Source organism: Pseudoxanthomonas sp. LjRoot125, from assembly GCF_964252705.1.
Taxonomy (GTDB): Bacteria; Pseudomonadota; Gammaproteobacteria; order Xanthomonadales; family Xanthomonadaceae; genus Pseudoxanthomonas_A.
The window spans coordinates 1,834,967-1,848,553 of record NZ_CAXUOY020000001.1 but is presented as its reverse complement, the minus strand read 5'-3'; the positions used below and the strand labels follow the sequence as shown (position 1 = coordinate 1,848,553).

The 13,587-nt window shown below is 67.9% G+C and carries 9 protein-coding genes; 7 read left to right on the top strand and 2 right to left on the bottom strand.

Translation table 11 applies throughout. The annotated features are described in order from the left end of the window. Positions 1-110: 110 nt before the first annotated feature. Positions 111-2,330 (bottom strand): TonB-dependent receptor, encoded by a 2,220-nt coding sequence (locus ACSION_RS08495; RefSeq protein ID WP_435305623.1) that lies wholly within the window; start codon positions 2,328-2,330, stop codon positions 111-113. Between the two features lie 170 nt (positions 2,331-2,500). On the opposite strand from ACSION_RS08495, the gene ACSION_RS08490 reads away from it, so the two are divergent. The 4 genes from ACSION_RS08490 to ACSION_RS08475 all read left to right on the top strand — a co-directional run bounded on the left by ACSION_RS08490 (position 2,501) and on the right by ACSION_RS08475 (position 8,531). Further along, positions 2,501-3,904, top strand: a complete 1,404-nt coding sequence (locus ACSION_RS08490) for a GntP family permease (RefSeq protein ID WP_435306683.1) — start codon at positions 2,501-2,503, stop codon at positions 3,902-3,904. A gap of 98 nt (positions 3,905-4,002) precedes the next feature. Then, on the top strand, positions 4,003-5,877 hold the full coding sequence (locus ACSION_RS08485) for a DUF1800 domain-containing protein (protein ID WP_435305622.1): 1,875 nt from the start codon (positions 4,003-4,005) through the stop codon (positions 5,875-5,877). Positions 5,878-5,886: 9 nt separating this feature from the next. Next, entirely contained in the window at positions 5,887-7,368 is a 1,482-nt protein-coding gene (locus ACSION_RS08480; protein ID WP_435305621.1) for a DUF1501 domain-containing protein, read from the top strand. An 83-nt stretch (positions 7,369-7,451) separates the two neighbouring features. Next, positions 7,452-8,531, top strand: coding sequence for a hypothetical protein (locus ACSION_RS08475; protein ID WP_435305620.1), 1,080 nt, complete (start codon positions 7,452-7,454; stop codon positions 8,529-8,531). A 22-nt stretch (positions 8,532-8,553) separates the two neighbouring features. On the opposite strand, the gene ACSION_RS08470 is transcribed toward ACSION_RS08475, so the two are convergent. Beyond that, positions 8,554-9,696: an NAD-dependent epimerase/dehydratase family protein gene (locus ACSION_RS08470; RefSeq protein ID WP_435305619.1), complete on the bottom strand. Its 1,143-nt coding sequence runs from the start codon at positions 9,694-9,696 to the stop codon at positions 8,554-8,556. A gap of 720 nt (positions 9,697-10,416) precedes the next feature. Between ACSION_RS08470 and ACSION_RS08465 the strand changes: the two genes are divergently transcribed. From ACSION_RS08465 to ACSION_RS08455, 3 genes are all read left to right on the top strand, one after another. Beyond that, the gene (locus ACSION_RS08465) at positions 10,417-11,292 is read left to right on the top strand and encodes a hypothetical protein (protein WP_435305618.1); all 876 of its coding nucleotides are present in this window, start codon (positions 10,417-10,419) and stop codon (positions 11,290-11,292) included. Positions 11,293-11,370: 78 nt separating this feature from the next. Then, positions 11,371-12,411 (top strand): Gfo/Idh/MocA family protein, encoded by a 1,041-nt coding sequence (locus tag ACSION_RS08460; RefSeq protein WP_435305617.1) that lies wholly within the window; start codon positions 11,371-11,373, stop codon positions 12,409-12,411. Next, the gene (locus ACSION_RS08455) at positions 12,408-13,565 is read left to right on the top strand and encodes an NAD-dependent epimerase/dehydratase family protein (RefSeq protein WP_435305616.1); all 1,158 of its coding nucleotides are present in this window, start codon (positions 12,408-12,410) and stop codon (positions 13,563-13,565) included. Before ACSION_RS08460 ends, ACSION_RS08455 begins: the two co-directional genes overlap by 4 nt. Positions 13,566-13,587: the final 22 nt, after the last annotated feature.

The window sequence follows — 13,587 nt, the reverse complement described above, 5'->3', positions numbered from 1 at the left end:
GTCCGTCCCCCGGTGGTCACGCGCGCGCATCGGCATCGCGGCAGCATAACGCAGCGACGGCGGGCTTTCGCCCGCCGCCGTTGCATCCCCAAGGTGGAACCCGTGCGCTATCAGAAGTCGTAGCGCGCGGTCAGGCTGTACTGGCGCGGCGGACCGTAGAAGCCGGTCAGCACGCCATAGGCGGCGATGTTGTAACCGGTGGTGCGGTACTCCTCGTCGGCCAGGTTGGTGCCCTGCAGCGACATGCTCCATGCATCGTTGAGCTTCCAGATCACGCCGGCGCTGACCAGCCCGTAGCCGTCCTGCTTGATCAGCGGGCTCAGATCGGTGGTCGGCCACACTTCGGACTGGTACGAGTAGCCCACGCGTGCGGACAGGTTGCCGCCATTGGCCAGGTCGGTGCGGTACTCCACGTTGATCGCGCCGGAGAATTCCGGTGCGTTGGTGAAGCGCTGGCTGTCGGCCACGTTGACGCCGCTGGTGATGAACTCGTCGTACTTCGCGTCCAGCCACGCCAGGTTGCCGCTGATCAGCCAGTTGGCCGTCGGCAGGAACTGGTACTCGACTTCCACGCCGTTCACCGTGCCCTTGCCGGCATTGGTGAAGTCGCCGAAGAAGCTCTGCGAACCGTTCGGCAGCGTGTACGAGGTGAACACCGACAACTGGATGTCCTCGTATTTGTTGTGGAACGCCGAGAGGTTCAGGAACAGGCGCTGGTCGAGGAACGACATCTTGCTGCCGATCTCGAAGCTGTCGACCGATTCGTCGTCGAACGGCTCGCCCGAGCGCGGCACCGCAGTGGTGTTGGCGCGGATGTTGTAGCCACCCGACTTGAAGCCGCGCGAGGCCAGGCCGTAGACCATGATGTCCGGGGTGACCTGGTAGTCCAGCGAGACCTTAGGCGAGACGTTCTTGAAGTTGACCGTCTTGTTGAAGTTCGCCGCCGTGCCCCAGGAGGTTTCGTACTGGTTGTTGGTGTAGAAGCGGTTCAACGCGATGGCGTGCTTGTCTTCGTCCGTGTAGCGCGCGCCCACGTCCAGCTTCAGGCGGTCGGTCAGGTCGAAGGTCCAGTCCGCGTACAGCGCGACGCTCTTGGTGTTGACCACGCCCTGGGTATCGCCGAACAGCGGGTTGGTCAGGCCGGTGGCCAGCAGCGGGTTCCAGAAGTAGTTCAACACCTGGCCACCGGCGTCGCCGTTGAACCAGTACAGGCCCATCACGCCGCGGGCGCGGCCGCCGCCGTCGTAGTTGGCCTGCAGTTCCTGGCTGACCTGGCTGTCGCTGTAGAACGCACGCACGTCCACCAGCGGGCGTGGCGTGGTGTCGAAATCGATGTTGGTCTCGGTATCCGACTCGCGCTTGGCGGCAACGTACTTGAACGCCCAGTCGTCGCTCGGGCGCCAGTTGACGGTCACCGAGGCGCCCTTCATCTCGGTGTCGTTGATGTTCTTCATGCCGCTGCGGATGTCGTAGCGGTCGTCGGTCGGCGGGTAGGTCGGGGCCAGCGGGTTCGGCGCCAGCATCTTCGCGCCACGCACGCCGGACTGGTCGTCCATGTAGTCGAAGGCGAACTGCACGTCGAAGTCGTCTTCCGAGTACGCACCGAGCTGCGCGCGGATCGCATTGATTTCCTTGTCGCTGACTTCCTGGCCGGTGTAGGTGTTCTCGCCGAAGCCATCTCGGTTCATGCTGGCCACGGCCACGCGGGCGCGCAGGCCGCTGTCCTTGCCGCCGATTTCGCCGCCCAGCGCCGCCTTGACGTCCAGCTGGTTGTAGTTGCCCACGGTGAACGAGGCGAAGCCGGTGGTCTCCTGCGGCAGGCCGCGCGAGATGTACTTGATCGCGCCGCCGATGGTGTTCTTGCCATACAGCGTGCCCTGCGGGCCGCGCAGCACTTCGATGCGCTCCACGTCGAACACGTCCAGCAGCGCGCCCTGCGGACGGGCGATGTAGACGTCGTCCAGGTAGATGCCCACGCCCGGGTCCACGCCCCACAGCGGATCGGCCTGGCCCACGCCGCGGATGTAGGCGGTCACGGTGCTGGTGGAGCCGCGTGCCGCGTACACGGTCAGGTTCGGCACCTGCGCGTCGAGGTCGCCAAGGTCCTTGATGTTGAGCTTGTCCAGCGTCTCCGGCGTGAACGCGGTGACGGCGACCGGCACGTCCTGCAGGGTCTCCTCGCGCTTGCGCGCGGTGACCTTGACCGAATCGAGCGTGGTGGCGTTGGTGGCTGGCGTGCTGGCGGCCGGCGCGGCGTCCTGCGCCAATGCCACCGGCACGGATGACAACAGGACACAGCCGATGGCCAGGCTCAGGTGCTTGCGCTTCATGGGTCTCCCCCTCCCGGGTATGACGTTGGCGGCGGGCGGATGCCGCCGATTGAAGCGAACACTAGGGGGTGGCCCGCGCGGAGGGCATCGTACCTTCGTACAGTGGGACGGCCGGCATGGCCCTGCCGATACTCGCCGCACTGCAACCGGCGCTGGCCGAGGAGTGTTGGATGTCGTTCCTGATCGTGCTGGCCGCGCTGTGTTTCCTGATGTTCGTGGCGTACCGCGGCTACAGCGTCATCCTGTTCGCGCCGATCGCGGCGCTGGGCGCGGTGCTGCTCACCGATCCGTCGCTGGTCGCGCCGATGTTCACCGGCCTGTTCATGGACAAGGTGGTCGGCTTCCTGAAGCTGTACTTCCCGGTATTCCTGCTGGGCGCGGTGTTCGGCAAGCTGATCGAGATCTCCGGTTTCTCCAAGGCGATCGTGAAAGCGACCATCAAGGTGGTCGGCGCGCAGCGCGCGATGCTGTCCATCGTGCTGGTGTGTGCGCTGCTGACCTACGGCGGCGTGTCGCTGTTCGTGGTGGTGTTCGCGGTGTATCCGTTCGCGGCGGAGCTGTTCCGCCAGAGCGACATCCCGAAGCGGCTGGTGCCGGGCACCATCGCGCTGGGCGCCTTCACCTTCACCATGGATGCGCTGCCGGGCACGCCGCAGATCCAGAACATCATCCCCACCTCGTTCTTCGGTACCACCGGCTGGGCTGCGCCGGTGCTGGGCACGATCGGCGGCATCTTCATCCTGATCGTCGGCATGACGTACCTGGAGTGGCGGCGTCGCGTGGCCGCGCGCAACGGCGAGGGCTATGCCGGCAGCGAGGAACTGCGCAACGAACCCGAACCCTTCAAGGGCGATCGCCTCGCGCATCCGCTGATCGCGATCCTGCCGCTGCTGCTGGTGGGCGTGGCGAATTTCCTGTTCACCCGCTGGATCCCCGGCTTCTACGGCGACAGCCAGTCCTTCATCCCGGCCGTGATCGGCAATCCCGCACCGGTGGTGCAGGAAGTCTCGAAGGTCGCCGCGATCTGGGCCGTGCAGGGCGCGCTGCTGGTCGGCATCGTCTCGGTGATCGCGTTCGCGTGGAAGCCGGTGTTCGCCAGCTTCGCCGAGGGCACCAAGAGCGCCATCGGCGGCGCGTTGCTGGCCTCGATGAACACCGCCTCGGAGTACGGCTTCGGCGCCGTCATCGCCGCCCTGCCCGGCTTCCTGGTGGTAGCCAACGCACTGCAGGCCATTCCCAATCCGCTGGTCAACGAAGCGATCTCGGTCACCGCGCTGGCCGGCATCACCGGCTCGGCCTCGGGCGGCATGAGCATCGCGCTGGCGGCCATGGCGGACAGCTTCATCGCCAACGCGAACGCGGCCGGCATCCCGATGGACGTCCTGCACCGCGTGGCCTCGATGGCCTCCGGCGGCATGGACACCCTGCCCCACAATGGTGCGGTGATCACGCTGCTGGCCGTGACCGGCCTGAGCCACCGGCAGTCGTACAAGGACATCTTCGCCATCACCCTGATCAAGACGACGGCCGTCTTCGTGGTGATCGGCGTGTTCTACGCCACAGGTCTGGTCTGAAGCCGCTTTCCGTGTGACCGGGCTGTGCGCGCGGTCGCATACATCGTGCGTGACTTGGCCAATACTCCGGCCATTCTGGGGACTGTGGGAAACACCGCATGGCGCGCTATACCCTCCCGTGGCGCCGGTTCGCTGCGCGTGGACCGATCCGCCGGACCGCCGCCGGTCCGGTCCTCCGTCATGAAGCGGACATCGAAACGCCCTCGCTGCGACCGGTTGCCGACCTCGGCACCCAGGTCCACCAGCGCCTGAACCGCCTGTACGGCTGGAAAGGGGGCGAACAACCCAGCCCCAAGGACACGTCCCCCGCCCCGGAGGCTCCCGCCACGGTGGAGAGTGGGGGTCGCGTGGCCGTCGGCCAGACTACGCCGCGGTTGCTGACCCTGGCACGCCCGCCGTTCGCGGTGCAGGCGCTGAACAATCTCAGCTACGGCGCTACCGCCACCACCATCGCCGAGTTCAATGCGCTGGGCAGCACCGACCGTCAGCGCCTGGCCAACTACGTGGACTGGCAGCTCAACTGGGATGCCATCGACGACAGCGCCGTCACCAATCGTCTCACCGCAAGCGGCTACACCACGCTCAACAAGTCGCTGAGCCAGTTGTGGGCCGACCACGTGGTGCCCGACCCCGAGTACAACACGCGCATGCGTCCCGCCAACGAGGTGCAGCGCGCGGCCTTCGTGCGCGCGGTGTACTCGCGCCGGCAGTTGCGCGAAGTGCTGGTGAACTTCTGGCACGACCACTTCAACGTGCTGGGCACGGACTTCAGCGTGGGTCCGGTGTTCGTGCACTACGACCGCGACGTGATCCGCGCCAACGCCAAGGGCAACTTCCGCACGATGCTGGAAGGCGTGGCCCAGAGCACGGCGATGCTGTACTACCTGGACAACATCAGCAATTCGCGCTCGGGCCCGAACGAGAATTTCGCCCGCGAACTGCTTGAGCTGCACACCTTCGGCGCGGAGAACTACCTGGGCTTCATGGACCCGTTCCAGGTCCCACCCTGCCCCGAGGATCCTGCATACCCGATCGGCTACACCGACATCGACGTGTACGAGACCTCGGCCGCCTTCACCGGCTGGTCGGCCAAGAACGCGCACTGGCAGTTCCCCAGTGAGAACGACGGCACCTTCGTCTACCGCCAGTCCTGGCACGACGCTGGCCCGAAGTTCCTGCTCGGCATGTTGATCTACCCCGAGCAGCCGGCGATGAAGGACGGCCGCGACGTGCTGAACCGGCTCGCCAGCCACCCGCGCGTGGCCAAGTTCATCTGCAAGAAGCTGATCCGCCGGTTCGTCAACGACACGCCCAAGCAAGCGCTGATCGACAGCGCCGCGGCGATCTTCCGCGCGAACTGGCAGGCGCCCAATCAGATCGAACTGGTGATGCGCCACATCCTGAACTCCGACGACTTCATCAACAGCTTCGGGCAAAAGAACCGCCGGCCGTTCGATGCGTCCGTGGCCGCGATGCGCACGTTGGGCGGCGACTGGACGCTGCGCCTGGACCACAGCCGCAGCAACGACTTCATGTGGCTGTACGGCTTCACCGGCCATGCGCCGTACAACTGGCCGGCGCCGAACGGGTATCCCGACACCGGGCTGGCGTGGTCGGGCTCCAACTCGTTCGCGATGACCTGGCGCGTGCTCGGCTGGCTCACGGAAAGCAAGGACGGCGAAGTGCCGTTGCATCCGGTGGTCGACACCACGCGCGCCAACGTGCCGGTCGCCAACTGGACCGCCGCCAACCTGGTGACGTGGTGGTGCACGCGCCTGCTGGGCTACCAGCCGGAAGCGGCGCGCAAGCAGGCGCTGGTGGCGTTCATGGCGCAGAACGGCGACGCGAATACCTACGTCATCACCGACACCAACACGTGGCAGGGCAGCGACCTGAAGCGGCACTACAACCACGAGCGCTTGCGCAGCCTGGTGGCGCTGATCCTGATGACCCCCGAATTCATGAGCCGCTGAGGGCCCGCCATGCGCGATTTCAAACTGACCCGACGCGAATTCGTCAAAGGCTGCGGCAGCGCCGCCATCGTCAGCGCCACCGGCGGCACACTGATGTTCGCCGACCCCGTGGAAGCCGCGGTGAACAGCTACGACACCGTCGTGCACCTGTTCCTGCGCGGCGGCCTGGATGGGCTGAACCTGGTCGTGCCGACCGGCGGCGTGGACCGCGGCTTCTACGAGGAAGCACGGCCGAGCCTGAAGATCGAGACCAGCGGCGCCTACGGCGCGTTGCCGCTCACCCTGTCCGGCGGTGCGGACACCGGCTTCGGCCTGCACCCCTCGGCCACGGGCCTGCGCGATCTGTGGAACGACGGCAAGCTGGCCATCGTGCACGCCTGCGGCATGGCGACCACGGTCACGCGTAGCCATTTCGATGCGCAGCTGTACATCGACCTGGGCACGCCCGGAAAGTACGGCTCACCCACCGGTTGGATGACACGCGCGTGGGAAACGCGACCGAACGGCACCGGCACACTGCCCGCTCTCGGCATCAGCGGCACGCAGCCCGCCGGCCTGATGGGCGCGGTGGATGCGATGACAATGAGCAGCCCCTCCGACTTTTCGCTCAACACCACCGCGTGGAGCTGGCAGCGTACGCGGTCGGATTCGCCCGCCGGGCTGCGCGGCGTGGCCGAAACCGTGGGGGCGTTGTGGAACGGCCAGACCGGGCTCGAGACCGCCGGCCGTCGCGCCGATGGCGCACTGCGCCTGATCGGCCAGCAGGGTTACGCCAGCCTGCCGGCGAGTTGGCCGACCGGCAACTTCGCTCAGCAGTTGTGGACCATCGCGCAATCGATCCGCTTCGACCTGGGCCTGCGCTACGCCACGCTCGATCTCGGCGGCTGGGACACGCACGAAGGCCAGGGCACCGCCGGCAGCGGCTACAACTACTACCAGAACAAGATCAACGAACTTTCCGCCGCCCTGGCCGCGTTCTACGCGGAGCTCAACGGCACCGGCGAGATGGCGCGCGTCACGGTGGTGGTGCAGTCCGAATTCGGCCGCCGCGTGCGCGCGAACGCCAATGGCGGCACCGACCACGGTTACGGCAATCCGATGCTGGTGCTGGGCGGCGCGGTGAACGGCCGACGCTTCTACGGCAGTTGGCCTGGACTGAATCCGGAAACGCTCTCGCCCACGTTCGGCGACGTGCCGGTGACCACCGACTATCGCCGCGTGCTGTCGGAAATCCTGATCCGCCGCATGGGCAACGCCAACCTCAGCCAGGTATTCCCGGGTTACGCCGGCTACGCGCCGTTGGGGCTCGTGCAGGGCACCGACCTGGCGCCGAAGCTGGAAGAGGCCGCCGTCACGGCATCGATTCCTTCGCTGGTCGTGCCGGGCGCGGCGACCGCAACACCTTCGGACAGCGCCACCGCCGAACGCGTCGTGCCCGACTGGCAGCGTCGCGGCCCGGTGGATCGCACGCTGGTGCGCCGGGAGCGTTGAAGCCCGGCGCGCGACGGCTGCGCGCTTGAAACCTGGGATGTCGCTGTGGTGTGCTGGCCCCCCCAGGATGCGGTACCGACCGGATGTCCCGACGCCCCTTGCTGTTCGCTTCGATCGCCCTTGTACTTGCGGCCGCCGCCGGCGGCCTCGGCTGGCTGGGAGGCCGCGCCAGCCAGGGTGCCCCGTCCACTGAAGCGCGCGGCGTGGAAGACGCCGGAAGCGCGGCACCTGCCGCTGGCGCCACCGCCTCGCCGCGCACGCCGGCCCAGCGTCCACCGGATCGGCCGCTTCCGCCGCTGGCGCCGCCGCTGCGCGACATCCTGCCCGAACTGAAACGGCGTGCCGACGCCGGCGAAGCCGCGGCCTCGTGCCGGCTGGCGGCCGAGCTGGATTTCTGCGCGCAGATCCGCATGCGCCTGGCCAGCGCCGCCGACATGCTCCGCGACGGCACCGACGCCTCCGTGCGCTTCGGGCAGATTGATCCCAACGCCATCCCGCAGGAGCGGGAGGAGCAGCGCCAATCCGAGCAGGCGCTGGTCGCGCGCAGCGAACGCCTGCTGGAAGAAAGCGCGCACTGCGAGGGCGTGCCCGCGTCCACGCCCGTGCAACGCGTGCAGTACTGGCGCAGCGCCGCGCTGGGCGGCAACCCGATGGCCCTGCGGATGTACGCCAGCGGCAACGCGTTCCGGCAGGAGAGCGTGCTGGACCAGCTGGACGCATTGCGCGTGTACCGGAGCGAAGCCGAATCGCTGGCCCTGCGTGCCGCACAGTCGGGGGATCGCACGATGGTGATGGCGCTGGGCCACGCCTATTCGCCCAACAACCGGGAGCAGCGTCGCTCGCTGCTGGCGCAGGCGGTCAAGCCCGATGGCGCACGCGCCCTCGCCTTCTTCCTGCATGCGCAGACCCAGTTGCCTGCGCCGCCGGCGACCTCGCCGCGCAGCGCCAACCGGCAGGCCATGCGCGACAACCGCCTGACCCGTTCGATCCGCGAACTGGAAACCCAGCTCGACCCCGCCGCACTGGCGCAGGCGCGCCAACTGTCCGCCGACATGGCGCGCGACTACGCGCCACCGGCGATGCCGTCCTCCAACGACACCTCGCGCGCCGAAGCGCGAGGCCTTCCGGGCGGCATGCTGCGCGCCCAATGCAGCGACGATTGATGCGCCGCCACGCGCGCAGGCCTCAGCCCTTGCGCGCGTGCCACGCCTTCAGCAGTTCGGCTTCCTTCTCGCGCGGGATGCCCGCACCCAGTTTCGCCTGGCGCTCGGCCGGCAGGCTGCGGAACCACGCCAGCAGGTCTTCCACCGTGGTGGCGAGCGGACGGAACGTCAGCCCCGCGGCGATCGCACGCTGGTTGCTGACCGCGCCGTAGCCCGCGTACGGGTTGTCCTTCGACGGCACCCAGATCGGCAGGCCGACCTCATGCTCGTCCAGGAACGCCGGCGGCACGTGGGTGAGCGTCATGCCGCCGCCGGTGACGGCCTGGCAGCCGTAGAGCATGGCGTCCATCGACAGCGAATAGTCCGGGCCGCACGCGTTGAACGTGCCCAGCGTGCGCGCCTCGGCCAGGCGGATCATCCATTCACCCAGGTCGCGGCCATCGATGATCTGGATGGGGTCGTGGCCATCGCCCGGCACCAGGATCTCGCCTCCCTGCGCCACGCGGTGCGGCCAATAGGTGAAGCGATCGGTCTCGTCGCGCGGACCGACGATGTAACCGGGCCGCACGATGGTGACGTTCTTGCCGAACTGCTTGTGCGCTTCGGCTTCGCTCAGCGCCTTCAGTGGGCCATAGAGGTTCTCGATGTCGGCGCGCAGCGTCTGCTGCGTTTCGGCCATCGCATCCTTGCCCTTGTACTGCGCCAGCGGCGAGGCCTCGTTGATGCCCGGCTTGCTGCCGTCGGCATACACCGAGATGGTGGAGATGAAGAGGTAGTGGCCCACGTTGCCCTTCAGCACCTGGCCCGCATCGCGCACCCAGAACGGCAGGCTGGTGGGGTTGTCGATGCACACGTCCCACTTGCGGCCCTTCAGCGCGGCGAGGTCGCCGGTGTTGCGGTCGCCGTGCAACTGCTCGACGGCCGACGGCCATTCCGGCGACGGGCGCTTGCCGCGGTTGAACAACGTGACCTTGTGCCCGCGCTTGAGCGCGTAGTCGACCTGGAACGGCCCGGTGAAGCCGGTGCCGCCGAGGATCAGGATGTTCAGCGGCTTGGCCGCCTTGCCCACGGGCTTGGCTTCACCAGCGGCGGTGGCGAACGACGGCAGCGCGGCCGCGGCAGCGGCCAGCGCGCCCAGCTTGAACAGGTCACGACGGGTGGTCATGCGGTGCTCCCCAGCGGTGTCAGGAATCCGACTAGATAGCACCGCCCCGGTCGGCAAACCCCTGCCGGAAGTCGTTGTGACTTCCTGTGAACGCTCGGTATGGCCGGGACGACGGAGGCCGTCCGTGTCCCGAGCACGGCGCCGATGGGCCGGCCTTCGACACCGTCCACCTCATGCGCCGCACCCCGCGTGTCATGCGCGACCCGCGGGGACTCGTCGTCGACTCTGGAGGAGTCGCCGGCGAGATTCGGCCTCTGACACGTCAGCGGAAAAGACGCGCGCGTGACCTTCAGAGTCTCGCCGGCGACACGAGGAATGTCGCGCACGAGCCAGATACGCTTGTCGCTTCAAGTGCCGAAGCCTCGCCGCCGACATGCGGCGGGTGGACCGCGATGCTTCGCGCCTTGCAGCCGACACTCAGCGATTGGCAGCCGACCTGTCGAGGCTTGCACCGCGAAGCCCGGACACTCGCGCTCGAGGATTTTCGAGTCGCACCCGAAGCACATGCGACTCAACGCTGGGAATCGGAAGGTCGCCGGCGAGTCTTCTTGCTTTGCGAGTCGAGCGTGTCGGGTGAGCCGTCACCCCTGCCCCGCCAGCGTCCATGCACGCTGCCTCACGAGCGAGACCCACGACGGCCGTCTTTGCCCTTCCCGTGCGTTGGTTCCCTTGGGGACCCCTGCCCCATGGAGAAACGCGATGCCCGCTTCGCAGTCATTGATGACCACCCGTCGCGGTGAGTTCCGCACGCTGTACCGGGCCCTTGCCCGCAAACCGGAAGCCTTTGCTTCCACGCCCATCGTGTTCTGCGAAGGCGACTCGTGGTTCTCCACACCGCTGTCGATGAACCTGCTGGACTGGCTGGTGTACCCCGCGCCCGAGGACGAAAAGAAGGGCGTGCCGCTGTTCGGGGCGGGCGGCCTGTTCTTCCGTACCGAGGACAGCGGCGACCTGGCGGTCGACATGTTCACCGCGCGCGGCATCCGCGATCTGTCCTCGTGGTACCGCGGCTTCGCATTCGACCTGGTGCTGATCAGCGCCGGCGGCAACGACTTCGTCGATACCTTCCTGCAGACCACGTTCCGCGGCGCGTCGCCGATGAGCCCCACGGCAGCGTTCCAGCGCGTCGTGGACACTGGGCGCTACGCCGAGGTGCTGAACCGCTACCGCGCCTTCGTCACCGCCTTCCAGGCCATTCGTCCGCACACGCCCATCCTGGCGCACACCTACGACTACCCACGCGAGCTGGGCCGCGCGGCGCAGCTGACCCTGGGCAACCTGGGCGCCGCCGCGCTGTTGAAGAAAGGCGTGGGCCCGTGGATCGGCAACAAGGTCGCGCATGTGCTGCCGCGCATCGAACAACAGCGCGAGTTCGCGCGCCTGCTGATCGACGGCTTCGTCGACCGCGTGCTGGTGCCGCTGCGCGACGACCGCACCACCGGCAAGGTCTTCGACTTCGTCGACCTGCGCGGCGTGCTGACCCGCAGCGACCAGTGGTTCGACGAGATGCACCCCACCGGCGCTGGCTTCGCCACCCTGGCCAATACGTTCCGCCGGCAGATGCGGGCGAAGCTGGAGATCAAGCTGGGCGGCTGAAGACGCGGCTCCCGGACCCTCGTGGCCGGTTTCCCCCCCTATCCACGTATCACGGGTGTGGACAGGGGGAAGGACACCTTGACGAATCTTGATTCGAACCGGCCCGTGCGGCTGGGCATTGTGGGCTGCGGGGCGATCACCCGCGAGGCGCACCTACCGGTGATCATCGGCGACCGCCGGGTGGATCTGGCCGTGCTCTGCGACCGTGACCGCGGCAACGCCACCCATGCCGCGCATGCCAGCGGCGTCGACGCCGAGATCGCGACCGACATCGCCGAACTTGCCGGCAAGGTCGATGCCGCGATCGTGGCGGTGCCCCCGCGCTTCCATGCGCCCATCGCGATCCAGCTGATGGAGATGGGCATCGACGTGCTGTGCGAGAAGCCGCTGGCGATCACCGCGGCCGACGGCCGGAAGATGGTGGACGCCGCGCGCCGGACCGAACGGATCCTGGCCGTCGCGCTGATGATGCGGTTCTTCCCGCACAACCGCTGGCTCGCCGACCTGGTGGAGGAAGGCGAGATCGGCGAGGTCCGCGAGGTCATCGTCGAGGACGGCGCACCGCTCGATTGGCCGATGGCCAGCAACAGCTATTTCGACCGCAACGCGACCGGCGGCGGCGTGCTGTTCGACAGCGGCGTGCACCTGCTCGACCGCGTGCTGTGGCTGTTCGGCGACCTCGGCGACATTGCCTACGAGGACGACGCCTTCGGCGGCTTCGAGAGCAACGCCAAGCTGACCGGCACGCTGCAGATCGGCGGGCGCGCGGTGCCGACACGCATGGAGTTCAGCTGGTCGCACCGGCTGCGCCGCAGCATCCGTGTCGTCGGCGAGCGCGGCACGCTGGAAGCGCACACGTCCGACCCTCGCACCCTGACCCTGCACCGGAGCACCCGCCGCGGGCCGATGGAAATGCAGATCCTGTGCGCCAAACGCTGGGACGGGCGCAGCCACTATCGCGCGCAGCTCAACGACTTCATCGGCGCGATCCGCGAGCGCCGCGCGCCGTTCGTCACCGGGGAATCGGCCCTGCAGGCGCTGTCGGTCATCGAGACGGCGTACGCACGGCGGACCTCGATGGCGCAGCCCTGGCTGGCGCGGCGGGAGGCCACGGCATGACCCCCAGGAAGATTCTCGTCACCGGTGCCACCGGCTTCATCGGTTCGCGCCTGTGTGAAATGCTCTCGCTCGAGTTCCGCGTGCCGTACCGCGCGATGGTCCGCGACTTCTCGCGCGCCGCGCGCATCGCGCGCCTCGACGCCGAGCTGGTCGCCGGCGACATGCTCGACGCCGCCAGCCTCGCCCGCGCGGTGGAAGGCTGCGATGCCGTGATCAACCTCGCCCATGGCGACGACGAAAGCGCGCAGAAGCAGACCACCCAACTGATCGACGCCTGCACGCGCGCGGGCGTGCGTCGCGTCGTACACATCAGTTCGATGGCCGTGCACGGCCCCTCGCCGACGCTGGACGTGCTGACCGAGGCCACCGCGCCGATCGAACGCTGGGGCGAAGCCTATTCCGACGCGAAAGCCGCCGCCGAGGCCGTGGTGGTGGCCGCCGGCAAGCGCGGTGCGCTGGAGACGGTGGTGATCCGCCCGACCATCGTCTACGGGCCGTACAGTTTCTTCGTCACGCCGATCGTGCACGATGCGCGCGGCGGCAAGATCAGCCTGATCGATGGCGGCCGCGGCCTGTGCAATGCGGTCTACGTGGACGATGTCTGCGAAGCGATCATGGCGGCGATCCAGCGCGACGACGCCGTCGGCGAGGTATTCCTGATCAACGGCGACACGCGCATGACGTGGGGCGAGTTCATCACCACGTTCGCCGGCATGGTCGAGGGCGAGAAGACCGTCCACGACCATGCGCTCGACGATATCACCGCGTACTGGAAGTCGAAGCAGCCCAACGCGCGCGACAGCGTCAAGGCGGCGATCCGGCTGGCGGCTTCGCCGGCGTTCCATGCGCAACTCGGCACGATTCCCTCGCTGGGCCAGCTGATCCGCGGCGCCAAGGAAATGGTGGCGCGCCGGATCACGCCGGAGCAGAAACTCAAGATCAAGTCGCGGCTACGGGGACGCGGCGCGCCCGCACATGTCGACGAAGCGCCCTCCGTGCGCATGCCCAGCGAAGGCCGCGTGGTGCGCGAGGCCTATCGTGCGTGGGTCGCCAACGATCATGCCAAGGCGCGATTGGGCTGGAAGCCGGCGCATTCCTTCGAGCTCGGTGCGCAGCGCACGGCGGAGTGGATGCGGTTTGCGCGGTTGATCTGAGCAGCGCGCCGAGTCGGCAACG